The 24,540-nt window shown below is 68.4% G+C and carries 22 protein-coding genes; 9 read left to right on the top strand and 13 right to left on the bottom strand.

Annotation, left to right across the window (positions count from 1 at the left end):
- Positions 1-219: 219 nt before the first annotated feature.
- From JHD82_RS24120 to JHD82_RS24110, 3 genes are read right to left on the bottom strand one after another with little or no spacing between them, the layout of a single operon-like run.
- Positions 220-1,692 (bottom strand): cytochrome c, encoded by a 1,473-nt coding sequence (locus JHD82_RS24120; protein ID WP_199139183.1) that lies wholly within the window; start codon positions 1,690-1,692, stop codon positions 220-222.
- A 5-nt stretch (positions 1,693-1,697) separates the two neighbouring features.
- Positions 1,698-2,285, bottom strand: coding sequence for a (2Fe-2S)-binding protein (locus JHD82_RS24115; RefSeq protein WP_199139182.1), 588 nt, complete (start codon positions 2,283-2,285; stop codon positions 1,698-1,700).
- Entirely contained in the window at positions 2,282-5,203 is a 2,922-nt protein-coding gene (locus JHD82_RS24110; RefSeq protein ID WP_199139181.1) for a xanthine dehydrogenase family protein molybdopterin-binding subunit, read from the bottom strand. Before JHD82_RS24110 ends, JHD82_RS24115 begins: the two co-directional genes overlap by 4 nt.
- A gap of 433 nt (positions 5,204-5,636) precedes the next feature.
- On the opposite strand from JHD82_RS24110, the gene JHD82_RS24105 reads away from it, so the two are divergent.
- The 5 genes from JHD82_RS24105 (at position 5,637) to JHD82_RS24085 (ending at position 9,855) form a co-directional block, all read left to right on the top strand.
- Positions 5,637-6,683 (top strand): methionine ABC transporter ATP-binding protein, encoded by a 1,047-nt coding sequence (locus JHD82_RS24105; RefSeq protein ID WP_016448088.1) that lies wholly within the window; start codon positions 5,637-5,639, stop codon positions 6,681-6,683.
- Between the two features lie 3 nt (positions 6,684-6,686).
- Complete coding sequence (locus tag JHD82_RS24100; RefSeq protein ID WP_199139179.1) at positions 6,687-7,352, top strand: methionine ABC transporter permease; 666 nt, start codon at positions 6,687-6,689, stop codon at positions 7,350-7,352.
- A gap of 61 nt (positions 7,353-7,413) precedes the next feature.
- Positions 7,414-8,223 (top strand): MetQ/NlpA family ABC transporter substrate-binding protein, encoded by an 810-nt coding sequence (locus tag JHD82_RS24095; RefSeq protein ID WP_199139177.1) that lies wholly within the window; start codon positions 7,414-7,416, stop codon positions 8,221-8,223.
- 4 nt (positions 8,224-8,227) lie between these two features.
- Positions 8,228-8,758 carry a cupin domain-containing protein gene (locus tag JHD82_RS24090; protein WP_199139175.1) on the top strand — a complete coding sequence of 177 codons (531 nt, stop codon included), beginning with the start codon at positions 8,228-8,230 and terminating at the stop codon, positions 8,756-8,758.
- On the top strand, positions 8,755-9,855 hold the full coding sequence (locus JHD82_RS24085; protein ID WP_099733951.1) for a DUF6817 domain-containing protein: 1,101 nt from the start codon (positions 8,755-8,757) through the stop codon (positions 9,853-9,855). The genes JHD82_RS24090 and JHD82_RS24085 overlap by 4 nt, the downstream gene beginning before the upstream one ends.
- A gap of 59 nt (positions 9,856-9,914) precedes the next feature.
- Here the strand turns inward: JHD82_RS24085 and JHD82_RS24080 are convergent, their stop codons facing one another.
- Positions 9,915-10,958, bottom strand: a complete 1,044-nt coding sequence (locus JHD82_RS24080; protein WP_199139173.1) for a bile acid:sodium symporter family protein — start codon at positions 10,956-10,958, stop codon at positions 9,915-9,917.
- Between the two features lie 118 nt (positions 10,959-11,076).
- Between JHD82_RS24080 and JHD82_RS24075 the strand changes: the two genes are divergently transcribed.
- A complete protein-coding gene (locus JHD82_RS24075) occupies positions 11,077-11,994 on the top strand; it encodes a LysR family transcriptional regulator (RefSeq protein ID WP_199139171.1) in 918 nt (305 codons plus the stop codon).
- Here the strand turns inward: JHD82_RS24075 and JHD82_RS24070 are convergent.
- The 8 genes from JHD82_RS24070 to JHD82_RS29970 form a co-directional block, all read right to left on the bottom strand.
- Positions 11,969-13,360, bottom strand: coding sequence for a D-tagatose-bisphosphate aldolase, class II, non-catalytic subunit (locus tag JHD82_RS24070; protein ID WP_199139169.1), 1,392 nt, complete (start codon positions 13,358-13,360; stop codon positions 11,969-11,971). The genes JHD82_RS24075 and JHD82_RS24070 overlap by 26 nt on opposite strands.
- A 4-nt stretch (positions 13,361-13,364) precedes the next feature.
- Positions 13,365-14,333 (bottom strand): sugar kinase, encoded by a 969-nt coding sequence (locus JHD82_RS24065; protein ID WP_199139167.1) that lies wholly within the window; start codon positions 14,331-14,333, stop codon positions 13,365-13,367.
- Between the two features lie 60 nt (positions 14,334-14,393).
- On the bottom strand, positions 14,394-15,440 hold the full coding sequence (locus JHD82_RS24060; protein ID WP_199139165.1) for an ABC transporter permease: 1,047 nt from the start codon (positions 15,438-15,440) through the stop codon (positions 14,394-14,396).
- On the bottom strand, positions 15,437-16,939 hold the full coding sequence (locus JHD82_RS24055; protein ID WP_233174873.1) for a sugar ABC transporter ATP-binding protein: 1,503 nt from the start codon (positions 16,937-16,939) through the stop codon (positions 15,437-15,439). The genes JHD82_RS24060 and JHD82_RS24055 overlap by 4 nt, the downstream gene beginning before the upstream one ends.
- Positions 16,940-17,019: 80 nt before the next feature.
- Positions 17,020-17,946: a substrate-binding domain-containing protein gene (locus tag JHD82_RS24050; RefSeq protein WP_199139161.1), complete on the bottom strand. Its 927-nt coding sequence runs from the start codon at positions 17,944-17,946 to the stop codon at positions 17,020-17,022.
- 34 nt (positions 17,947-17,980) lie between these two features.
- A complete protein-coding gene (locus JHD82_RS24045) occupies positions 17,981-18,790 on the bottom strand; it encodes a DeoR family transcriptional regulator (protein ID WP_180317340.1) in 810 nt (269 codons plus the stop codon).
- 109 nt (positions 18,791-18,899) lie between these two features.
- The gene (locus tag JHD82_RS24040; protein WP_097202617.1) at positions 18,900-19,631 is read right to left on the bottom strand and encodes a type 1 glutamine amidotransferase; all 732 of its coding nucleotides are present in this window, start codon (positions 19,629-19,631) and stop codon (positions 18,900-18,902) included.
- Between the two features lie 183 nt (positions 19,632-19,814).
- The gene (locus JHD82_RS29970; RefSeq protein ID WP_233174872.1) at positions 19,815-20,918 is read right to left on the bottom strand and encodes a hypothetical protein; all 1,104 of its coding nucleotides are present in this window, start codon (positions 20,916-20,918) and stop codon (positions 19,815-19,817) included.
- On the opposite strand from JHD82_RS29970, the gene JHD82_RS29965 reads away from it, so the two are divergent.
- A complete protein-coding gene (locus JHD82_RS29965; RefSeq protein ID WP_233174871.1) occupies positions 20,910-21,302 on the top strand; it encodes a hypothetical protein in 393 nt (130 codons plus the stop codon). The genes JHD82_RS29970 and JHD82_RS29965 overlap by 9 nt on opposite strands.
- 655 nt (positions 21,303-21,957) lie before the next feature.
- Here JHD82_RS29965 and JHD82_RS24030 read toward each other — a convergent pair.
- Positions 21,958-22,860 carry a DMT family transporter gene (locus JHD82_RS24030; RefSeq protein WP_013802833.1) on the bottom strand — a complete coding sequence of 301 codons (903 nt, stop codon included), beginning with the start codon at positions 22,858-22,860 and terminating at the stop codon, positions 21,958-21,960.
- A 14-nt stretch (positions 22,861-22,874) separates the two neighbouring features.
- Between JHD82_RS24030 and JHD82_RS24025 the strand changes: the two genes are divergently transcribed.
- Both JHD82_RS24025 and JHD82_RS24020 read left to right on the top strand, forming a co-directional pair.
- A complete protein-coding gene (locus tag JHD82_RS24025; RefSeq protein ID WP_026062195.1) occupies positions 22,875-23,444 on the top strand; it encodes a helix-turn-helix domain-containing protein in 570 nt (189 codons plus the stop codon).
- 120 nt (positions 23,445-23,564) lie between these two features.
- Positions 23,565-24,540 (top strand): carboxyl transferase domain-containing protein (locus JHD82_RS24020; protein ID WP_307838118.1); only part of this gene is annotated, 976 nt, incomplete at its 3' end.

The raw sequence follows: 24,540 nt of genomic DNA, 5'->3' as shown, positions 1-24,540 counted from the left end.
CCCCCCCCCCCCCCCCCCCCCCCCCCCCCCCCCCCCCCCCCCCCCCCCCCCCTTTTTAGATGTGTATAAGAGACAGGCGTTCACTGCGTGAACTTCGCTCAGACAACCGCAGCGAGTCAGTTGACGAAGCAGTCCTGTCCTTCGGCAGGACTGCAACCCCGCAACCGCCACGCCGCAGGCGCAGGCATACGGGTTGGGCTCCGTAGAACAGCCGGTGTTTCACGGCGCAGCCTTGTGCCCGGCCTTTCCAGCTGCGCTGCGCAGGTCTGCCACCTGGGCGGCCGTCACGTCGGCGGGCTGGCCGCCCAGGGTGGCGCGGGTGTAGTTGGCCAGGGCGGCGACTTCGCCATCGGTCAGCTCCTGCATGAAGCCGGGCATGCCGGGCAGGGGCGCGGGGCCCTGCTGGGTGGCCGGGTGCTTGGGCAGGCCGACGAGGATGGCCAGCACCAGGTTGCGGGCGTCGGCCTGGCGCACGGTGCTGTTGCCCTTGAGCGGGGGCATTGTGAGGCTGCGGCCCAGGCCCTCGCTGCCGTGGCAGCTGGCGCACAGCGCCATGTAGTGGCCCCGGCCCGCGTCCAGCGTGCCCGCGCCGTTGCCCGCGCCATTGCCCGCGCTGTTGCCGGTGCCGGAATCCGGGGGCGCGGCGGCCGGCAGGGGCTGGGGCGCGGGCGGGTTGTCGCCCAGCAGGAAGGTGGACAGCGCCGTCATGTCCTCGGCCGTGAGGTACCGGGTGCTGTTGGCGATGACCTCGTGCATTTCATCGAAGGCGCTGCCGTGGGCCGAGAAGCCCGTCTGCAGGAACTGGGCCATGCCCTCGCGCGTCCAGCCGCGTGCGGCCAGGGCTTCGGCGGTGATGCCGGGGGCCGTGAACAGCGACAGCGTGCCGCCCTGCAGCCAGCGGTCCTTCTGCATCTGGCCGAACATGCCGCGCGGCGTGTGGCATTCGGCGCAGTGGCCCATGACATTGCCCAGGTACTGCCCGCGCAGCCAGGCCGGGCTCTGGCCCTGCGAGCCCACGGGCAGCGGCGCGCTGGACAGGAACAGCGTCTTCCAGCCGAACATCAGCACGCGCAGGTTGAAGGGAAAGGGCAGGGCGGGCTTGGTGTTTGGCTGGGCCACGGGCCGGATGTTCATCAGGTAGCCGTAGATCAGGTCCGAGTCTTCGCGGCTCATCAGGTGGTAGGAGGCATAGGGCATGGCCGGGTAGAGCTGGCGCCCGCCCGGCGCCGTGCCGCGGGTTACGGCGGCGTGGAATTCCTCGGCCGTCCAGCGGCCTATGCCGTGGTCCGGGTCGGGGGTGATGTTGGTGCCGTAGAGGGTGCCGAAGGGCGTGGGCAGGGGCTTGCCGCCCGCAAAGGGCTGGCCTTCCCGGGCGCCACCCATGCCACCCACCCCGTCATGGCAGGCCATGCAGTCGGCGGCGCGCGCCAGGTACAGGCCCTGGGCCAGCTGCTGCGGGCTGCGGTGCACGGCCTGCGGCTCGCGCTGCGGCACATGGGGCCGGTTGCCCCAGACGGCGGCAATGGCAAACAGCACGGCCAGCAGCAGGAGGATGAGCAGCAGCCTGCGCCAGCGGCGCCTGGGCCTGCGCGGTGGCGGGGGGCGGGCACCGCTGTAGTCGGCAGGTGGCGCGGCGGTGGGGGAACCGGTGGCGGCGGTGGGGGCGGCTGCGCTGGGGTCGGCGGCGGACATGGCGCTCATCCTTTCAAGGTCAGCCCGGGCGTGTTCAGGACCAGGTCCTTCACGGCCGCGTAGTAGCGCACATAGCCGGTGCAGCGGCACAGGTGGGGCTGCAGCGCCTCGCCCACGACCTGTTCCACATCGGCCGCGCGGATGGGTGCCTTGGCCAGGCGCTCGACCAGCACCGTGGCCGCGATGACGAAGCCCGGCGTGCAGTAGCCGCACTGGAAGCTGAAATGCTCCAGGTACTTTTGCTGCACGGGGCTGATTGCGATGACCTTGCGCGGCTGGCCCGAGGCGCCGGGCGGGGGCGGGGGCGCGGTGTCCGCGCCGGCCGGGTCGGCAATGCCTTCGATGGTGCGGACCTTGCGGCCCTGGAAGTAGTGGGCGCCGGTGATGCAGGTGCGCATCTCGCGGCTGCCTTCGGGACCGTCCACGATGATGGTGCAGGCCCGGCATTCGCCGATGCCGCAGCCCAGGCGCGAGCCGGTGAGGTTCAGGTATTCGTGCAGGAAGTCGATCATGGGCATGCCTTCGGGCACGTCCATGGGGCCAACGGTCTGGCCGTTGACGGTCAGCGACAAGGGGCGCGGGACAAGGCTCATGGTGCGAGTGCCTCCCTGATCTTTTGCGGGGTCACGGGCAGGTCGTGGAAGCGCTTGCCAATGGCGTGGTGCAGTCCGTTGACGATGGCGGCGACGATGGGAATCATCACCACCTCGGCAATGCCCTTGGGCGGATCGGTGTCCGACAGCGGTGCCAGCAGCTCGGCCGTCTGCTTCCAGACCGCCACCTCGCTGCCGCGCGGCAGGTGGTAGCGGTGGAAGTTCCAGTTGCCGTCGCCGGGGCCGCCCTCGTACAGCGGCATGGTTTCGTACAGCGCATGGCCTATGCCCATGGCGATGCCGCCTTCGAGCTGGCCGTGCACCAGCTCGGGCACGATGGGCCGCCCGCACTCCATGATGGAGTGGTGGGCCAGCAGCTCGACCGCGCCCGTGCCCGTGTCCACGGCCAGCTCGACCAGGGCCGCATTGGCGCTGTAGTAGGTGACGCCCGCGTTGTTGCGCTGCATGGGCGGATAGAACAGGTTGCGCCGCGCAATCATGCGGTAGCCGGCGGCGCTGCGCCGCGCGGTGACAGAGGCCTCGACGGGCGTGGCCGCCTGCGGCGTGTCGGTGGTGTCAGGGGCCGGCGTGACGGCGGCAGCATCGGGCGCGCTGCCCAGGCGCACGGCCAGCGCGTCCAGCGGCCGGCGCGCGCTGGTGCCCAGGATGTCGAAGTCGGCCTCGGCCCATTGCCAGCGGTTGAAGGTATGGCCCACGGCGCCCGTGACCAGCTGCATGGCATGGGCCTTCTGGGCCAGGGCCTGCAGGGACAGCGGCTGCATGCCGTTGGCCGTGAGCATGCCGTTGACCCAGCGCGCGTCCTCGCGGCGCACCACGTAGGGCGCCTTCTGGCCGCCGCCCGTCCCCTGGCTCCAGATGGCGACGGCGGCCGGCCACAGGCCGTGCTCGAAGACCACGCGCGCCGTCTCGCTGGTGGCGTGGCTGTAGTAGTAGGCCGAGTTGCTGGCGCTGGCCGGCGAGGCGTAGACCGGCGTCCACAGCGGCCGGGTGGCGAAGCGGTCCTGGTCGGCCTGGGGCATGGTGTAGTTGTCGCCCTCGGCCTTGAGCGGCAGCTCCGGCCAGTCCAGGCAGGCGGTCTGCAGCTCGTCGGCGGGCTTGCCGAACCACTGCACGCACAGCTGGGCCTGCGAGGTGCCCATGCCCGTGCCGATCTCGGTGCCCGAGTGGTGCAGCAGCACGCGGCCCTGGAGCGATATCTCGATGCGGGCGAAGGCCGCCTCGCCGCCCGTGCCGAAGTCCTTTTGCACGCAGGCAAAGCCCACGCCGTAGCGCTGGCCCGGGTGGCTGGCCTCGTAGGCGGTCTTGCGCTTGGCGCGCTCGGTCCACAGCGGATGGCGGCGGGCGCGCTCCAGCACCTCGTCGGCGCGCAGGGCACCGGCGGCAATGGCGCCCTGGGTGTTCTTGGCGCCCGAGGTCAGCACGTTGCGCAGGCGCAGCTCGATGGGGTCGATCTGCAGCAGTTCGGCGATTTCGTCCACCATCATTTCGGTGGCCGCCATGCTCTGCAGCGTGCCGTAGCCGCGTGCCGAGCCCGCGTCCAGCGCGCGGCTGGCCAGGGCCACGGCGGTGATGTCGTTCTTGGGAAAGTAGTAGATGGACTGCGCCGCCGTGCCGCCGACCATGGCGACCGAGGGCGAGAAGTTGGCCCGGCCGCCGCCATTGGCCGTCATGTTGGCCACCAGGCTCTGGAAGAGGCCGGTCTTCCTGTCGATGGCCATGGTGTAGTCGATCTCGAAGGCATGGCGCTTGAGCGAGGACTGGAACTGCTCGAACCGGTCATTGGCCAGGCGCACGGGCTTGCCGTCCGCATACAGCGCGCAGACCAGGCCGTAGTAGGGCATGGGCGCGTGGTCCTTGGAGCCGTAGCCCACCGTGTAGCACGGGTGCACGAAAAGGTTCTTGAGCGGGAACCTGCTGGCCTGCACCATCTGCGCAGCCCATTCGGCCACTTCGTGCGGCGATTGCGTGGCCAGCACCATGTGCAGGCTTTGCGTGGCCGCGTCATACCAGCAGTTGGCGTTGTCGGGTTCCAGCGCGGCCGTGTCCACCGATTGCGTGGCGTAGTGGCGCTGCAGCACCAGCCAGTCGGCGGGCGGCGTGGCCAGCTCCTGGGCGATCTGCTCGGCCGCGCGCAGGCCGCGTGCCGTGACCGCGTCGGCCTTGGAGATCTGCGGCCAGACCAGCGGCTTGCGTTCGGCGGGGAACAGCGGGGCATCGCGCAGGCTGGAGAACACGTCGTCGTCAAAGGCCGTGGCGCCGCCCTGGCGCACGTAGCGGAACACGCCCCAGGGCGGACGGTCCAGCGCGCCCGTGACGCGGCCGTAGCGGATGACGCCGGCCGTGGCCTGCAGCCTTTCCTTGGCAAAGCGAAAGCGCGCGAAGTCGTGGTAGATCAGGATGGCCACGGCCTGGCCCAGGTAGGCGGGGGTCTTGCCTGCGGGCAGCAGCATGTCTTCGCCATAGAACTCGGGAAAGGCCAGGCCGTCGCGCGCCAGGTCCTCGGCCGTGACCACGCGGTCGGGCGCCAGCTCGCCGTCCAGGGAAGACAGGTCCATGCCGTCGAACAGCCGGTCGGCCAGCGTGGTGCGCACGATGAAGGCATGGGATTGCTGCTGGGGCCAGTGCGGCATGTCGCGTGCGCGGATGTCGCGGGCGAAGACCTTGGCGCCCATGACCTTGGAGCGGCCATCGAGCCGCATGCGCGGCAGCTGCGTGACCGGCTCGCGGGCCACGCTGCCGAGCACGCGGTCTTCAAAGAGGGCTGCATAGGCCTGGCTGGCCAGCGGCGCCACCCAGACGCTGACGCCTGCGATGCTGGCGGCCTGCAGAAAGCCGCGCCGCGACAAGGGAGCCGTGCCGGCCTGGCTGCCGGCGCCGGAGTGTTGTTCTGGGCGCATGGCGCTCTTCTCCTGTGGGGTTGAGCCCACTGTAGGAGGGCGCATGCCGCGCGGCCTGTCAGCAAAGGCTGCTTCTGGCGTCAGCGCGGCGGCAGCGGCAGGTGCCTGCCATCGTCAAAAGCAGGAGCGGGCCAGGCCCGCCAGGCCGCGACGGCAGCGTGCCGGCCGCACTGTCAATCAGACGCCGCCGCAAGAAGGGCCTTGCCGCAGTGCTCCGTGGCGCCGCGCATAGCCCGGCAGGGCCAGGGCGTGTCCACATTCAGGCATAGTTGAGGGTTGTGCAGAAAGTAGTGAAGTCCCGGGCATAACCGGAGCTTCTTATTACTTAATTTTTTTATAGTTTGCGTTTTTATACGCGCAACCTATATTTGCTCCCACTTCCCAACAATGCGCAGCGGCGTCCCCAGGCCGTCCTGCGCCGCGGCGTTTTTTCATGATCGAGATTCGGGATCTTTCCCTGACCTACAAGGGCCCCACCGGGCCCGTCCATGCCTTGCGGGGCATCAACCTGCAGATCGAGTCGGGCGAGGTGTTCGGCATCATCGGCCGCAGCGGCGCGGGCAAAAGCTCGCTGGTGCGCTGCCTGAACCTGCTCAACCGCCCGACCTCGGGCCAGGTGCTGGTGGGCGGCCGTGACCTGATGCAGCTCAGCGATGCCGAGCTGCGCACGGCGCGCCGCGACATCGGCATGGTGTTCCAGCATTTCAACCTGCTGTCCTCGCGCACGGTGTTCGACAACGCCGCGCTGCCGCTGGAGCTGGCGGGCATGTCGGCCGACGACATCAAGAAGCGCGTGGACCCGCTGCTGGACCTGGTGGGCCTGAGCGCGCTGCGCGACCGCTATCCGGCGCAGATCTCGGGCGGGCAAAAGCAGCGCGTGGGCATTGCGCGCGCGCTGGCCAGCCACCCCAAGGTGCTGCTGTCGGACGAAGCCACCTCGGCCCTGGACCCCGAGACCACGCGCTCCATCCTGGACCTGCTGCGCAAGGTCAACCGCGAGCTGGGCCTGACCGTGGTGCTGATCACGCACCAGATGCAGGTGATCAAGCAGATCGCCGACCGCGTGGCCGTGATCGACGGCGGCGAGATTGCCGAGCTGGGCCCCGTGATCGACGTGTTCACGCGCCCGCAGCAGGCCATCACGCGCAGCCTGATCGACGAGATCGTTCCCCAGCAACTGCCCGAGTCGGTGGCCGTGCGCGTGAATGCGCTGGCCGCCCAGCTGGCGCCCGGCCAGCAAGGCCGGCTGCTGCGCCTGTCGTATGCGGGCGAGAGCGCCTACCAGCCCATCCTGTCGCACCTGATCCGCGAGCTGGGGCTGGACCTGTCCATCCTGCATGGCCAGATCGACGAGATCCAGGAGCAGACCTTCGGCTCGCTGGCTGTCTTCGCCAGCGGCGACGCGGCAAAGATCGATGCCGCCGTGGACCATCTGCGCGCCACCGGCGTGCAGGTGCAGATCGTTTCCACCAGGGATTGAGCGATGTTTGAGAATTTTTCGGAAATGATGCTGGAGCTGTTCGTCAGCTCGCTGTGGGAGACCATCATCATGGTCGGCGTCTCGGGCCTGGTGGGCGGCCTGATCGGCATTCCCCTGGGCGTGTTCCTGCGCCTGACCGACCACGGCGGCGTGCTGCAGAACGGCCCGGCCAACAAGATCGTGGGCTGGATCGTCAATGCCCTGCGCTCCACCCCCTTCATCATCCTGCTGGTGGCCATCATCCCGCTGACGCGTCTGATCACGGGCTCGTCCATCGGCACCTGGGCGGCCGTGGTGCCGCTGACCATTGCGGCAGCGCCCTTCGTGGCGCGCCTGGTGGAGACCGCGCTGCGCGAGGTGGACAACGGCCTGGTGGAAGCGGCCCAGTCCATGGGCGCCACCACGGGCCAGATCGTCTGGAAGATCCTGCTGCCCGAGGCGCTGCCCGGCATCGTGGCGGGCCTGACCATCAGCTTGGTGAGCCTGACCGGCTACTCGGCCATGGCCGGCGCCATTGGCGGCGGCGGCCTGGGCGACCTGGGCATCCGCTACGGCTACCAGCGCTTTTTGCCCGATGTGATGCTGGCCGTGGTCATCATCCTGATCTTCTTCGTGCAGGCCATTCAGAGCCTGGGCGACTGGGCGGTGCGCAGGTTGAGCCACCGCTGATCCAACGGCCGCAGTGGCAGCAGCGGCAAGGAGCCGCGAGATTTTCCAAAAGAGGGATTCCATGAAAAAACGCGCCTTGCTCCAGTCGCTGGCCCTGGCCGCCGTCCTGCCGCTGGCGGAAATGGCGGCGCTGCCGGCCCATGCGGCCGACGGCTCGGTCACCATCGGCGTGACCTCGGGCCCGCATGCCCAGATTGCCGAGGTGGCCAGGAAAGTGGCCGAGAAGAACGGCCTCAAGGTGAAGCTGGTCGAATTCGGCGACTTCATCCAGCCCAACGCTGCCCTGTCGCAGGGTGAGCTGGACGCCAACATCTACCAGCACCAGCCCTTCATGGACGCCCAGAACAAGGACCGGGGCTACAAGCTCGTGCCCGTGGCCCGTGCGGTCAACCAGCAGATGGGCGTGTACTCCAAGAAGATCAAAAGCCTGGCCGACCTCAAGAGCGGTGCGCGCGTGGGCATCCCCAACGACCCCACCAATGGCTCGCGCGCACTGATGGTGCTGGCCGCGCAAAAGCTGATCGAACTGAAGACCGGCGCGGGCGCCCGTGCCTCGGTGCTGGACATCACGGCCAATCCGAAGAAGCTGCGCTTCGTGGAACTGGAGGCCGCCCAGCTGGCGCGCTCGCTGGACGACCTGGACGCTGCCGCCGTCAACAGCAGCTATGCCGTGGCCGCAGGCCTGTCGCCGCAAAAGGATTCGCTGGCGCTGGAAGCCACGGACACGCCCTATGTGACCGTGCTGATCGCCACGCGCGCCGGCCATGAGAAGGACGCGGGCCTGCAGGCCTTCGTCAAGGCCTACCAATCGCCCGAGGTGCGCCAGTTCATCGACACGCAGTTCAAGGGCGCCTACACGGCGGCCTGGTAAGACCATGGGCAGCCTCGCATCCCACCGGGTTTCCGACGCGGACTTCGTGGCCGCCATCGGCGTGCAATGGCAGCGCCGCCCGCTGGCGCCCGAGCCCGGCCTTGCCGCGCTGCTGGCGCAGGCCCAGCTGGACGACGGCGGCAAGGCCACCGTGGTCCAGGCCGTGGGCATGCTGGTGGTCGACGAATGCGTGGCCCATGGCTACCACAGCATGGACCTGGTCGTGCTGCACCCGGGCACGCCGGGCCTGGACGAGGCGCTGGAGCGCTTTGACAAGCCCCACACCCATGCCGATGACGAGGTGCGCTACATCCTCGAAGGCGAAGGCCTGTTCGGCTTCTTTGATGCCCACGGCCAAGAGCGCGTGCTGCGCGTGCAGCCCGGCGACTACCTGCGCATACCGGCCGGCGTGGAGCACCGCTTCACGCTGACCGCCACGCGGCGCATCAAGGCGCTGCGCCTGTTCGCCGATACGGCGGGCTGGGTGGCTCAATATACCCAGCGGCCCGCCGCTGCCATGGAGGTGCCCGCATGAGCCTGCCTGTCCCGACACTGTTCCAGACACTTGACGAGGCGCTGTTCACGCGCGCCCAGGACCTGCTGGACGAGGAATGGCTGGCCAAGGATGCCGACCTCGCCCCTGTGCTGCCCGTGGTGCTGGCGCGCGGCGTGGGCCAGGACTGGCACAAGGCCGGCACCTTCCGCCACCACCTGGCGGGCGTGGCGCGTTCGCTGGCGCTGTGGCGCCAGCCGCGCGACGTGCGCCTGCTGGGCCTGCTGCACAGCGTCTACGGCAACGCCTTCGTGGACCTGGTCAAGTTCGACGCGGGCAGCGAGCGCGGCCGCCTGCGCGAGCTGGTGGGCGAGGGCGCCGAGCACCTGGTCTACCTGTTCTGCACCATGAGCCGCACGCAGTTCATGCAGAAGATACTGGCCGGCGACCTGGCCGAAGACGGCTCCATGGCGCTGGAATCCGCCGGCCGCAGCCAGCGCCTGAGCGCCTATGAGGTGGCGGCCTTCACCATCGTGAGCATGGCCGATGCCATGGAGCAGTGGTTCAGCTGGCAGGAAGACATCTACTCGCAGTTTCCGCAGGTGCAGAACCAGCGGCAGCAGGGCGTGCACTGGGCGGCCTCGCTGTGGCCCGGTCCCATGCGGCCGGCCAGCCGCATGCTCAGCCAGATCAGCGACCTGGGCCGTGCGCTGCAGCACCCGGCGCTGCGCGCCCAGCTGCCGCTGCCGCCGGTGTTCGACCATTGCAGCCGGCAGCTTTCGCCCGGCGACGAGGCCGCTGCCGTGTCGCTGTACTGGTCGGTGATCCAGCTGGACCAGCCGCTGGTGGACCTGGACGCCGCCACGGCCGTGCTGGAAAGCGCCGTGCGTCTGAACCCCTGGGTGGGCGAGCCGCAGATGGTGCTGGCCCAGCTCTACCTGTCTGCCGGCCGTGCCGACGACGCCGCGCGCGCAGCCACCAGCGCGCTGCAGTGCTTCAGCGGCTGGGGCAATGCCTGGGACAAGCGCGTGCAGTGGGACGCCTGGATCGCCTGGACGCGCATCCTGCTGCAGTCGGCGCAGCAGGGAAGCTGGCCTGAACGGCTGGACAAGCTCAACAACCTGGCCCTGAAGGGATGAGATGCAATAAAGCCTGGCGCGAGAGCCAGGCTTTTTTGTGATGGGAGCGCGCCCGCGCCTTATTTGGCCGGCGCCGTTTCGGCCTTGGCGGTCGGCGCAGCGCTGGCGGGCACGGCGCCATCCTCGATCGCCTCGGGGTGCATGGGCCGGCGTGCATAGCGCTGGGCCAGCACGGCGCAGACCATGAGCTGCAGCTGGTGGAAGACCATCAGCGGCAGCACGATGGCGCCCACGGCGCTGGACTCGAACAGCACCTTGGCCATGGGCACGCCGCTGACCAGGCTCTTCTTGGAGCCGCAGAACACCAGGGTGATCTCGTCCTCCTTGGAAAAGCCCAGGCGGCGCGCCGTCCATGACGTGATGACCAGCACCAGGGCCAGCAGGATGGACGACAGCAGCAGCAGGCCCAGCAGCGCAGGCAGGGGCGTCTGCTGCCACAGGCCGCTGATAACGGCGGCGCTGAAGGCCGTGTACACCACCAGCAGGATGGAGCCCTGGTCCACGAACTTCACGCGCTTGGCATGGCGCGAGATGAAGCCGCCGATCACGGGCCGCAGCAGATGGCCCAGCACAAAGGGCAGCAGCAGCTGCAGCGCGATCTTGCCGATGGCCTGCAGCGCGTCGCCGCCTTCGGCGCTCTTGTGCAGCAGCATGCTGACCAGGATGGGCGTGATCACGATGCCCATCAGCGTGGAGGCCGAGGCGCTGCACACGGCGGCGGGCATGTTGCCGCGCGCCATGGCCGTGAAGGCGATGGCCGATTGCACCGTGGCCGGCAGCGTGCACAGGAAGAGCACGCCCATGTACATCTCGGGCGTGACCAGCGGCTCCAGCACGGGGCGCAGCGCCCAGCCCAGCAGGGGAAAGAGCACGAAGGTGGCCGCGAAGATGGTCAGGTGCAGGCGCCAGTGGCCTATGCCGGCAAAGATGGCCTCGCGCGAGAGCTTGGCGCCGTGCAGGAAGAACAGCAGGCTGACCATGAGCGTGGTCGCCACCTCCAGCCATTGCGAGACGGCGCCCGAGGCGGGCAGGAAGCTGGCCAGTGCCACGGTGGACAGCAGCATCAGCGTGAAATTGTCAGGGGCGAAGCGGGGGCGTGCCATGGGAAAACTCTCTCCAACTAACTATCGGTTCGTGCAGCCAGGCTGCAAGGCCCCGATTGGACGCCACGGCCATTGAAAAGAGAAATGGATTTATCTGATGGTTTTATAATTTTTCCGTATGAGTATCAGCCTGCGCCAGCTGCGCGCCTTCCTGGCCGTGGCGGAAAGCCGCAACTTCAGCCGTGCCGGCGAGCTGATGGCGCTCACCCAGCCCGCCGTCAGCCGCAATGTCACCGAACTGGAGCAGGCCCTGGGCGTGCAGCTTTTGCACCGCACCACGCGCGAGGTGGAACTGACCGACGCCGGCCGCCTGCTGCAGGGCCATGCCACGCGCGTGCTGGACGCGCTGGATGAATGCCTGCTCGAAGTCAGCGGCCTGGCCACCCAGCGCCTGGGCAAGGTGCGCGTGGCCAGCAGCCCCACGCTGTCGGCCCACCTGATGCCGCGCTGCATTGCGCGCTGCCGCGAGCAGGCGCCGGGCATCGAGCTGCTGCTGCTGGACCGCATCCAGAGCGACGTGCTGCAAAGCGTGCGCAGCGGCGAGGTGGACTTCGGCGTGGTCATTGACCCGCAAGGCCGCGACGACCTGCACTGCGAAACCATACTCAGTGAACCGTTCTGCTTGGTCTGCCCGTCCACGCACCGGCTGGCCCGCAAGCGCCAGGTGGCCTGGAGCGACCTGGCCGGCCAGCCGTTGGTACTGCTGGACCACGCCTCCGGCAGCCGCCGCCTGATCGACGCCGCGCTGCAGGCCCACGACGCCGAGGCCGCCGTGGTCCAGGAAGTCGGCCACACCACCACCATCTTCTGCATGCTCCAGGCGGGCCTCGGCCTGAGCGTGGTGCCGGAACTGGCCGTGCCGCAGGAATGGCGAGCTCCCGCGAGTGGCGCCACCACCCCCGACGCCCTCGCCAGCCGTCCCCTGCTGCCGCGCGTGCAGCGCGACATCATGCTGGTGCGCCGCCGCCAGCGCGAGCTGTCACCCGTGGCGCAAAGCGTGTGGGATTTGATCAGGGGGGAGGCGGGGCAGCTGTGAGGCTGTGGCCACAAGCCGCCGCATACGGCCTGATCGCCTCGCGCACGCGGTCCAGCACCAGCGCGTGGGGCGAGGGCGCAAGCCGCCCGGCGCGCACGGCCTGGTATTGGGCGGGGAGGAACTGGCTGAGCATGTTCTCGGGCAGGGTGCAGGCGGACAGGTTGTCCAGCAGCCGCGCCACGGCGGCGTTCACCGTGGGGTCGGCCCAGTAGTAGCGGATGCGGTCGCTGTAGCTGTAGATGCGCAGCAGCCTTTGGGCGCCGGGATCGGGCTGCTCGCCGCGGTAGTAGCGCTCCCAGCTGGCGGGGCGGCCCAGCATGGCGGACTCCAGCACGGCGGGCAGGTGGGAGCGCTGGTGCGCGTCGATGAGCTGCTCTTCGATGGCGGCCAGCGCGAACAGCACCTCGCGCAGCGCAAAGGTGGCGCCGGGGCCGACCTTGAGGATGGCAAAACCGTCCTGCACCAGCTGGCGCAGGGCCTCGGGCCGCTGGTAGTCGGTGGAGTGGGCCTCGAAGACCAGTTGCGGGTGCTGGCGCAGCAACTGCTTGAGGTCGGCCGCTTCACCGGGCGCGTAGTCCACCACGCGCGTGTGATCGAACTCCACCCCGGGCTGGACCACCATGGCAATGACGCGCGGCCAGACGGGGTCCAGCCCCTGTTGCGCGAAGACTTCACGGTGCACCTGCAGCGTGCGCTGGGCGTCGGCGCGGGCAGTGACTTGCACATGCTCCAGCGCATGCGCGGCGCCGCCGGGCACGGGCACTTCGGTGCCGATCACGTAGACGGGGCCGGGCGCCGGGCAGGTGCTGCCGCGCTCGGCCGCCTGGCAGAGCAGGGCAGCGCGGCGGGCCACGGTTTCGTCGTCCAGCGCCTGGGGGTCGTCTGCGCAGGCCATGCTGGCGTCCAGGTGCAGCTTCACGAAGCCGGCCGCCGCATAGGCGTGCACCAGGTCCTGCGCCAGTCCCATGGCCTCGGCGGCAGGCAGGTGCGTCCACGCCGTGGGGCCCAGGTGGTCGCCGCCCAGCAGCACGCGGTCTGGCGGCAGGCCGACGCGGTGGGCGATGGCCTGCACGAAGCGGCTGAAGTCGGCGGGCTGCATGCCGGTGTAGCCGCCGAACTGGTTGACCTGGTTGGCGGTGGCCTCCACCAGCAGGGGCGTGCCGTCGTCCAGCGCCTGGTGCATGGCGGCCTCGATGACCAGGGGATGGGCCGAGCAGATGGAGTAGATGCCGAGTGCGCTGCCTGTTGCGCGCGCATCGCCTGCGGCTGCTGGCGTTTGCCCGGAGCGTGACTGCGCCAGGCGGGTGAAGTGGGTGAGATGGGTGGGGGGGGTGAGATGGGTGGGGTGGGTGAGATGGGTGGGCATGGTTTCAGCCCTCCATCACCGCATGCCGCAGGTGCTGCGGCTGTTGTGCCAGCAGTGCGTCGAGCCCGGCAAAGCCGGATGTGCCCTCCATCGGCCCCTTGCTGGCGACGGCCAGCGCGCCGGCCGGATTGGCGTAGCGCAGCGATTGCAGTGCGGTCTTGCCCAGGCGCCGGCAGGCGATGAAGGTGGCGCCAAAGCAGTCGCCCGCGCCCGTGGGGTCGGCCACGTCCACGGCAAGGGCGTCGAGGTCGATGCGCCCGTCGGCACTGAAGTAGCTGCAGCCGTCGGCGCCGCGCTTGACCACGATTTCGCGCACGCCGCGCGCGAAGATCTCGGCGATGGCGCCGGCCTCGTCGGCCGAGCGGGCCAGCTGCGTGACCTCGTGGCCGCTGGGCAGGAAGATGTCGGTGAACTCCAGGATGTAGGCCAGGGCTTCGCGCATTTCGGGGATGCGCAGCATCTCCTTGCGCACGTTCGGGTCGAAGGACACGGTGCCGCCCTGGGCCTTGACGATCTCGATGGCCTTCTTCATGGCATCGATGATGCGAAACGAGAAAAGCGACGAGCCCATGACATGGAAGTGCGCGCAGTCCTTGAGCACGGCCTGGTTGACCTGCTCGGGCTGCAGCTGTGCCGAGGCGCTGTTGGTGATGTTGAAGATGAAGTCGCGCTCGCTGCTGTCGCGGTAGGTGACGAAGGCGCTGCCCGTGACGGCGCCCTTGCACACGGCGATGGCGCTGGTGTCCACGCCGTCGCGGCGCAGGCGGTCGATGTTGAGCCAGCCAAAATCATCATCGCCCACGCAGCCGATGATGGCGGCCGGATGCCCCAGCCGGGCCACCTGGTCGATGAAGATGGCGGGCGCCCCGCTGGCATAGGGCCCGGTCAGCGGCCCCGGCGCGCGAAAGCTCTGGCCTTTTCGCTCGGCCATGATTTCGACGAGGATCTCGCCCATGGTCATGATGGATTGCATGCTCTGCCTCCCTTTGGAATCAAACCCCGTGCGCCGTTCGCTGCGCCGCCGGCCCATGCGTCAGCGCCTGCGCCTGCTGTGCACATCGATGCACACGGCCACCAGAATCACGCTGCCCTTGACGATGAGCTGATAGAAGTAGGGCACGCTCATCAGGTTCATGCCGTTGTTGATGACGCCGATCATCAGCGCCCCTATCAAGGTGCCCGCAACGCTGCCGTGGCCTCCGGCCAGGCGCGTGCCGCCCAGCACGGCGGCGGCAATGGCGTCCAGCTCCCAGCCCATGGCCGCGTTGGGCTGGGCCGAGTACAGGCGGGAGGTGAGCAGCAGGCCGCCCACGGCCGCCATCAGCCCCGACAGCATGAAGATGGCGATCTTGAGCCGCCCCACCCGTATGCCCGCATAGGTGGCCGCCTCGGCATTGCCGCCTGCCAGATAGGTCTTGCGGCCAAAGACGGTACGGGCCAGCACGAAGTGGTTGGCGGCCAGCAGTGCGGCCAGGATCCAGATGGGCACGGGCATGCCCAGCCATTCGCCGTTGCCGATCCACAGAAAGGCCTCGTTGTCCACCGGCGCCGGCATGCCGCCCGAGACGATATAGGCCAGACCCCGGAAGATGCCCATGGTCGCCACCGTCACGATGAAGGACGGCAGATGCAGCAGCGCCGACAGCGAGCCGTTGAGCGCGCCCAGCAGCAGGCCGCACAGCAGCACGGCGGGCAGCACCAGGGCGGGCGCCAGGCCCTGACCCAGCATCAGGCCGGCCACGCTGCCTGCCAGGGCGACCACCGATCCCACCGAGAGATCGATCTCGCCCAGCAGCAGCACATAGGTCATGCCGAAGGCCACGATGGCGATGATGGACACCTGCAGCAGCACGTTGCGCAGGTTGCCGCCCGTCAGAAAGGCCGGCGACAGCAGGGAGAACAGCAGCACCAGGGCGGCCAGGCCCATGAGGGTGCCGGCGTGGCGCCGCAGCGATCGCCAGCCACCTCGCAAGCCGTCTCGCCAGGTTTCCTGGCTGTCCGGGATGCTTTCGGCAGCGTCGGAGGCGTTGGAGGCCTTGGAGGAGCCAGACGCGGTGATGCTCAGTTCGGAAGGGGTCATGGCAGTCCTGCTCCGGTGGCGTGCGCCATCACGGTCTCCTGGCGCAGATGGAGGGTGTCCAGGCTCTGGACGAGGCGCTTGTTGCGCATGACCAGCAACCGGTCGCTCAGGGCCAGTGCCTCGGGCAGCTCCGACGACACCAGGATGACGGCCGTGCCGGCTGCTGCCAGCTCGCGGATCAGGGCATAGATCTCGAACTTCGCGCCCACGTCGATGCCGCGCGTGGGCTCGTCCAGCACCAGCAGCCGGGGGCGCATGGCCAGCCATTTGGCGAACACGATCTTTTGCTGGTTCCCGCCCGACAGCTGGCGCACGGGCTGGTGCAGGCCGGCAACGCGTATCTTCAGCCGCTGCACGCAGGCGCGGGCCAGCGATTGCTCGGCCGCCTCGTCGGTGAGCAGTGCGCCGCCGCGCCCGCTGTGCACCTGCACCATGCAGATGTTGTGCTGCACGGACTGGTCCAGCACCAGGCCTTGCTCCTTGCGGTTCTCGGTCACGAAGGCCATGCCCTGGCCAATGGCGTCGGCCGGCGAGCGCAGGCGCAGCGGCCGGCCGTGCATGAGGATGCTGCCCGTGCAGCGGTGCATGCCGAACAGCGCATCCATGACATCGGACCGGCCCGAGCCCACCAGCCCGAAAAAGCCCACGATCTCGCCCGCATGGACCTCGAAGTCAATGCCTTCGAAGCGCCCGGCCAGGCCCAGTCCGCGCACCTGGAGCAGGGCGCGCGTGCTGCGGTCAGGGGCGGGGCCGCGCGGCGGATAGATGTCCTGCATCTGGCGCCCCACCATGAGCGCGATCAGCGCCCCGATGTCGGTCTCGTCCCGCGCCAGGGTGCAGATGGAGCTGCCATCGCGCATGACGGTGATCTCGTCGGAGATGCGCATGATCTCGTCCATGCGGTGCGAGACGTAGATGATGGCGCGCCCCTCGGCCTTGAGGCGGGCGATGAGGGTGAAGAGAATCTGCGCCTCGCTGTCGCTGAGCGAGGAGGTGGGCTCATCCATGATGACGATGCGCGCGGGCTGGGCCAGCGCCTTGGCGATCTCCACCAGCTGGCGCTGGGCCAGCGACAGGTCGGCCACCGGCGCGTTGGGGTCCAGGTCCATGCCCAGTCGGGCCAGCAGCGCGGCGGCGTCGCGGCGCAGTGCGCGGCGGTCCACGCAGCCGGCCCGCTGCGGGAGCCGCGCGGCAAACAGGTTGTCCGCCACGCTGAGGTTGGGAGCCAGGCTCAGCTCCTGGTGAACGATGGCGATGCCGTGGCGCTGCGCATCGGCGGGGCTGGCCAGCTCGGTGCCGGTGCCCTCGATCAGCAGCTGGCCGCCATCGGGCCGGTGCACGCCGGCCAGGATCTTGAGCAGGGTGGATTTGCCGGCCCCGTTCTCGCCCAGCAGCGTGTGCACCGTGCCTGCGCGCAGGCGGAAGGACACGCTTTTGAGCGCCTGCACGGCGCCGAAGGATTTGGCCAGCGCCCGGGCTTGCAGCAGTGGGGGCGGCATTGCGGCGCCATCCTGGGGATGGCCGGGGCAGGGCTTCGCAGATGGGCCTGGCATGGCTTGCTCCGCAGGTCCGTATCTGGCTATCTGGCGGCAGCCGTGTACACGCCGGGCAGCACGGGGTGGAATTTTTCCACCGGCTTGCCCTGCAGCAGCTGCGCGGCAATGGCCACGGCTTGCAGTCCCAGCTGGTCGGGGTACTGGCGGATCACGCCCACGAAGGCCGGCTCCCGGTCCACGGCCGCGCGCGCCTCGGCCATGCCGTCAAAGCCGACGATCTTGACCTGCTCCAGCTTTCTTGCGCCCTTGACGCTGGCCAGTGCAGCCAGGGCCGCGTCGTCGCCAAACCCGAAGATGCCTGCCAGGTCGGGGTGGGCCTGCAGCATGTTCTGCGAAGCGGCCAGGGCCTCGGCCCGCGTGATGCCCGGCTGCACGGAGACGATCTTCATGCCGGGAAAGGTGGCGATGGCGGCCTTGAAACCCTCCACGCGATCGACCACGGACTGGATGGACGGGTAGTGCAGCACGCCGATCTGGCCCTTGCCGCCCGTGGCGCGGCCCATGAGCTGGCCAGCCAGCACGCCGCCGGCGCGGTTGTCGGTGGCCACGTGCGATGCGACCTCGACCCCGCTGGCCGCAATGTCCACGGTGATCACGGGAATGCTGGCGGCGGCAGCCTTGAGCACGGCGGCCTTCACGCCGCGTGAATCCACGGGTGACAGGATGATGGCATCCACCTTCTTGCTGACGAAGTCCTCCACATCGGAGATCTGCTTGCCCAGGTCCTGGTTGGCAATGCTCAGGTCCAGCTTCAGCCCCTGCCGCGCGGCTTCCTGCTGCATGGCCTGGGCCAGTTCCAGGTAGAACGGGTGCTGCTGCGTGAGCAGGGACACGCCGATGGTGCGGGCAGGGCTGGGGCCGGAGCCCGGCTGTGCAAGCGCCGGGCTGGCCGGCAGGCCGAATGTGAATGCGCCGGCCAGCATGCGCCGGAGAAACGTGTTGCGGTCCATGGCGGTCTCCCTCCCTCTGTCGTTGTGGAAAAGCTCAGGTTCTGGCGAATTCGATGCGGCCCTCGGCCTTGCGGGTGGCCTGCAGCCGGTGGTGCGCCAGCAGATCGAAGGCGCCCGGCTCCATGTCCTGGTGGGCGCACAGGCCGTCGATCTGGGCGATGTCGCAGACCGGGTGCCCGCCCGTGGTGCTGTCCAGATCCAGGGCCAGCGCCACGGCCTTGGTGCTGTGCTCCACGGCTGCCGAATACAGGCGAGCCGCGCCCGGGTCGCGGCACAGCAGGCGGTTGCGGTCGTCGATGCCGCAGATCTCGAACAGGCAGATGTCCAGCGGCCGGGCCCGCAGGCCCGCTTCCGCCCCGGGGCCGATGAGGCCGGGCTCGTCGCCGGCCAGCGTGCCGCCCGTGACGTGGATGGCGCAATCGAGAAACTGCCGCGCCGTCGCCACCATGGCCAGGTCGTGCAGCGTCAGCGCAATGCCCTGGCGGCTGGCCAGCAACGGCAGCACGCGGTGGGTGATGCGGCCGCTGCCCAGGAAGACCGAGGCGTCGTCCTCGATCCAGCCCAGCGCGCCCTGGGCCACCTGGGCCTGCGCCGGGCCTTGCGCGGCGGCAGGGGCGCCGGGTATCTCGGCGGCCGTCTTGAGCAGGGCCGGGTTGTAGCGCGCCTTGCCGAAGGCGCGCACCACATAGCCTTGCTGCTCCAGGTAGTGCAGGTCGTTGCGGATGGTGACGGTGGAGACGCCGAAGAGCACGCTCAGCGCCTCCACCCGCACCTCGTCGGTCTTGCGCGCCAGCTCCACGATCTGCAGCCTGCGCTTGAGTGAACTGTTGCCTTGGTCCTGCATGGATTCTTTCGATTCGAAAGTTTTTTATTTCGTATCGAAAGTTTCCCTGCGTGCAAACGCCACGTCAAGCGCTCCCCGGGTATTCACCGGGGCGTCCGCTTCGGGAGGGCTATCGGCTGGCCACGCCCAGGTTCACGACCACCGGCCGCTGCAACTGTGCCGTCCAGGCCCGGTAGGTCCGGTGGGCCAGGGCGTTCAGCACGGGAATGCGCAGGTCCAGGTGGCGCAGGATCTCGCTCTCGGTCTGCGCCGCGGGGCCGCGTGCGCGCAGCAGCTCGTCATGGCCTTCGGTGCACCAGGCGGCCACGCTGGCGGCGGTCACTTCCATGTGGCCCTGGAAGGCCCAGTGCCGGCCGTGGCGAAAGCCCTTGTTCAGGCAGTGGCTGCCGTACATGGTGCGCACGGCGCCGCGCGGAATCTCGAAGGTGTCGTAGTGCCAATGGAAGATCGTCGCCTCGCGCGGCAGGTCCATGACCTGCTGGGCGGCGGCCGTCACCCAGATGCGGCTCCAGCCAATGTTGGGGCAGGGGTTGCGCCAGACCCTGGCGCCCATGGCACGCGCCAGCATCTGTGCGCCAAAGCAGTGGCCGAGCACGGGGATGTCGCTGCGCAGCGCATCGGCCAGCAGCGCCTGTTCGTCCTCCATCCACGGCAGGCCCTCGTTCACGCTGTGGTTGCTGCCCAGCACCACGATGCCGCTGTATTCGGCGGCGTGCACAGGGGCTGTGCCATCGAGGGCGGGCTGCAACAGTCGGTAGGGAATGCACTGCTGCTCCAGGTGTTCACGCAGAACGCCAGGGCCCTGGGCGGATTCGTGCTGGAGGATGGCGACAGGTCTCATGGCGGCGCGGCTTCATCAGGAAGCCATTTGTTGTGAGGCCTTGACTCTAGGGACGGCTGCCTCAAGGGCGGATTGTGTTTGCGCACAACGCCATCAAGGCCGCATCAAGGCCGCCCCATGCCTTGCGCAGGCCCAACGAAAAAAGGCGCCACGGCCGTGGCGCCTTTGATCGTGGCAACTCCGTCAATCGTGGTGCCGCCCGGAGCGCTGCGGACCCGCCTGCCTGCCACGGCGGCGCAGTCCCAGCGCCGCCGCGCCCAGCAGGAGCAGTGAGGCCCAGGCCCCGCCCACGGGGATGGCTGCGACGGAGTCGCTGCCTGGGGCATCGCCCGCGCCAAGCGTGGTCTTGGTGGTGGTCGCAGTGCTTGAGTCGACATCGCCCGTCGCCTGGGTCTGGGTGACCGTGATGGTCACCGATCCCTTGGGCAGGCCGCTCACGTCTGTGGCAGGAGTGGTCCAGTGGCCATTGCCATCGCAGGGCACGGTCACCACCACGGCCTTGGGTGCCGTGCCGATGGTCACCGTCACGCTGCCACCGCCGGCCGTGCAGGTGCCAGAGAGGATGTAGCCGCCCTGGTTGCCCGCGTCTATCGAGGGAGGATTCACCACCGTGACCGAGGGCGTGGTGGGCGGCGTGGTATCGACCTTGGTGACGGAGACACTGGCGGTCCCTGTATTGCCAGCCGCATCGGTCTGGCTGGCCTGGATGGGCACCGTGCCCGCAGGCAGCCCGCCCAGGTCGGTGGCGGCAGTGGTCCATTGGCCGTTGCTGCCGCACGCTGCGATGGCTTCCACGGAGTTGGGCGCCGTGCCGATGCGCACCCTGACATCGCCATCGCCGGCCGTGCAGGTGCCCGAGACGGTGTAGCCGTGCTCATTGCCGGCATTGATCGCGGCTGCGTTGTCCACCGCGACCACGGGTGCCGTCGTGTCCGTGGCTGCGGCCGTGGTCTTGGTGGTGATGACACTTCGCGTGCCGGTGTTGCCGGCCGCATCGGTCTGGGTGGCCGTGATGTCCACCGGACCCAGGGGCAGGCTGGCCACATTGGCAGCGGGTGCCGTCCAGGCTCCGGCTGCATTGCAGGCCGTCGTCATGGTCACGAACTTCGGGGCCGTGCCGATGGTCACCTTCACATTGCCATCGCCCGCAGTGCAACTGCCTGCGACGATGTAGGCGTCCTGGTTGCCTGCATTGATCACCGGGGACGTGGTAATGTCTACCGCAGGTGGCGTGGTATCCCCTTGCGCTGCGGTGCAGTCGGCAAGCGAGGCTTGCGAATGGCCCAAGACGAGGTTGACGTCGGCGAGGGTGGGTATTTTCGCGCCAATGCGCAGGGCATTGACTTCCATTCCTCCATCCACGGGAGTTTGCTCATTGAATACGATTTCCAGGATTCCGGTATTCAGTCCGGTATTGGGGGATGGATTCAGTGGAATTGGGACAGGGATACCGAGCACGGAGATGCTCAGGTTCGCGATGGTCGCGGCCCCGGTGGGCTGGACGGCGCCATTGACGCAGGTTGCCTGCACTTGGGACTGCAGCACATCAGCCTTGATGGCCACGACGCCAGCGATGGACAGGTTGATGTCACTGATGCCTGCGGTTGTTTCGACGCGGTTTTGCGCCAGCGAGCTCCCGGTGCTTGCCGAGAGCACACCCGCCTTCAATGAAATCAAGCTGTTGGCGGCGGCCCCGATGTCTGCAGCAAGCATTTTCCCGGAGACATTGAACGCCGGCGGCGCACTTTGCAGTCCGGTATCTACCAGCGGGATATCCAGCCCGAGGTCTACCAATGAAACGCCGGCCTTCACTTCCAGCGCATAGCCGCGACCTTGCCCTGCGGAGGCGGCCCATGCGGCGCCACCCGTCCCCAAAACGATTGTGCAGCCGGCTGCCATTGCTGCCGTAAAGCCGGCCAATTTCCGTCGATTTCCCGCGCCACGCTTTTGCATGCCATCGCCCTTTCATGAGTTCCTGAATTGAATGACCATCAAGCCGATGAATGGCTTGCCTGTTTTCAAAGGCGGAATCTAAAGGGTTGATTGCGTTTTGTAATGATCTTTTTGATGAAAATCGGATTTTCAGAGTCGTCCTAGGATTATTGAGGAAATGGGATTTATCCTAGGAATAGCTTATTTGATCTCGGATGTTTCTGATTGATTATGAAAATACCGTTTTTCAAGAGCTTCTGAGAAGTGTCCTGGCCGGGCTTTCAAGGCGCCTGGCATGCCCTCGCGATTTGTCCTGCGCAGCAATTCGCCTGTGGCTTTGCCGCAGGGTTGGACAGGTGCGGCCCAGCACGCCGGGGGCCGCATCCGGGGCGCGTTACGGCTTGGGTGTTTGCCTGCCCAGGCGCAGCTCGCTGACCAGCACGCCGCCCACGATCAGCGCGGCCCCCAGGATGGCCAGCCCCGGCAGCCGGTCGCCAGCCATGCGTCCCACGATGCCGGCCCAGACCGGCTCGCTGGCATAAATCACGGTCGCACGCGTGGGCGACAGGGACTTCTGGGCCCAGTTCATGGTCAGCTGGATCAGGATGCTGGCGCAGGCCATGGCCACCGCGGCGGACAGCCAGACCCATGAGAAATCGGGCACGGATTCGCCCGCCACCGGCATGGCCAGCAGCGCCATGACGCCGGCCGCCAGCAACTGCACCGTGGTCACGCGCCGCGCATCGACCTTGCCCGCGAAATGCCCGATCAGCAGCACCTCGGCCGCAATCGCCAGCGTGCTCAGCATGGTTGCCATCTCGCCCACGTTCAACTCCATGCCGCCGGACTCCGGTCCCGCCACCAGCATCAGGCCCGTGAAGGCCAGGCCGATGCCTATCCAGCTCATCAGGCGCGGCGGCTTGCCCATCACCAGCCATTGCACAAGAGGCACCAGCGGCACATACAGCGCCGTCAGAAACGCCGACTTGCTGCTGCTGATGGTCTGCAGCCCGAAGGTCTGCAGGCCATAGCCCAGGAAGATGCTGGCACCGATGGCGATGCCTGCCACCAGCTCGGTGCGCGTGAGCCCGGCCATGGCCTTGCGGAACACCAGCAGCCCGATCAAACCCGCCGTGACAAAGCGCAGGCCCACAAAGAACAGCGGCCCGCTGTGCTGCATGGCCAGGTGGACCACGAGAAAGGTGCCGCCCCAGACCATGGTGACGGCGATCAGGGCCAGCTCCTGCCGGCTGAGCAGCGGCGTGCGCGAACTGTGAGAAGATGACGTGTGCAACATATTGCGCAGATCATATGAGAAATATATTGCACAGCGCTGGAGAGCGCTCCGATGTCCTGGCTTTCGTCAGCGAAAACCTGCGCCGCCTGCGCCAGCGTGCAGGACTGAGCCAGGCGGCCCTGGCCGAGGCCGCAGGCCTGAGCCGGCGCATGGTCGTGCAGCTGGAAGGCGGCGACACCAACATCAGCCTGTCCAGCCTGGACCGGCTGGCCGACGCGCTGGGAGCCAGCTTCATAGAAATCGTCAGCGACCCGGCCGCGCAGCGCCTGCGCATGGACGCCATGGCCTGGCGCGGCACCCGGCCCGAAAGCCAGGCCATGCTGCTGGGCAGCGTGCCCGCCACGCGCGAGGCCCAGCTGTGGTCCTGGTCCCTGGGCCCCGGCGAACGCTACCAGGCCGAACCCGACCCGGAAGGCTGGCACGAAATGATCGTCGTGGTCGAAGGCCGCCTGCTGGTGGACCTGAGCGAAGGCCCGATGACGATTGAGGCGGGCGACTACGCCATCTACGGCAGCGCCCAGGACTACGCCTATGTGAACCTGCACGAAGGTGTGACGCGGTTCATCCGGAATGTGATTTCGTGAGGAGCCGTCGGGCCCGATCCATAAGAGTTTCTTATCCTTGCAGCCCTGAACTTGTTGTTGGAACTGCGCGCAAGCCTCTGACATCATGGCCATCCATAAGCAGAGCAATGGAGACAAGCCATGGATGCCAAAGTGCAGCCCCCCGGGCAGGAAGGCGCAGCGCAGCGCAATCGCCGCCACATGCAGGAGCGCCTGGACGAGGTGCGGCAACTGGAGCAGCGCGCCGTGCAGCGTTCGGCGCGCGCGGCGCGGCAGTTCCATGCCCAGGGCAAGCTGCTGCCGCGCGAGCGGCTGGCGCATCTGCTTGATGCCGACAGGCCTTTCCATGAGCTGATGTCCCTGGCCGGCTATTGCAGCCTGGAGGACCCGGACCCGGCTACCAGCGTGCCCGGCAGCGCCTTGATCACGGGCATAGGCCATGTCTCGGGCGTGCGCTGCATGGTGGCTGTCAATGATGCGGGCATCAGCGCGGGCGCCATGCAGTCGCTCACGGGGCAGAAGCTCATGCGGGCGCAGGAAATCGCGCTGGCGCAAAAGCTGCCGCTGATCCAGTTGGTGGAGAGCGCGGGCGGCAATCTGCGCAAGTACCGGGTGGAGCGCTTCCTGGTGGGCGGCGGCATGTTCTACAACCTGGCGCGGCTGTCGGCGGCAGGGCTGCCCCTGGTGTCGCTGATCCATGGCTCCTCGGCGGCTGGCGGCGCCTACCTGCCGGGGCTGTCCGACTATGTGGTCATGGTGCGTGGCCAGGCCCGCGCCTATCTGGCAGGGCCCTCGCTGCTCAAGGCCGCCACGGGCGAGGAGGCCAGCGACGAGGAACTGGGCGGCGCCGACATGCATGCTGCCACCTCGGGCCTGGCCGATTACCTGGCCGACAACGACCTGGACGGCATCATGCGGGTGCGCGAGATCATGGCGCGCATAGGCTGGACCGATGCGTCGGCCCCCGCCTGGCGTGCCCCGCGCCACGATGCCGAGGAGCTGCTGCAGATCATGCCGGCCGACACGCGCACGCCAGTGGACATGCGCGAGGTCATCGCGCGGCTGGTGGACGGATCGGACTTCCATGCCTTCAAGGAGGCCTTCGGCGCCCAGACGG

It is taken from the genome of Delftia sp. ASV31 (assembly GCF_016428765.1).
GTDB classification, from domain to species: domain Bacteria; phylum Pseudomonadota; class Gammaproteobacteria; order Burkholderiales; family Burkholderiaceae_C; genus Comamonas; species Comamonas acidovorans.
This window is presented reverse-complemented; position numbering and strand designations above follow the sequence as displayed.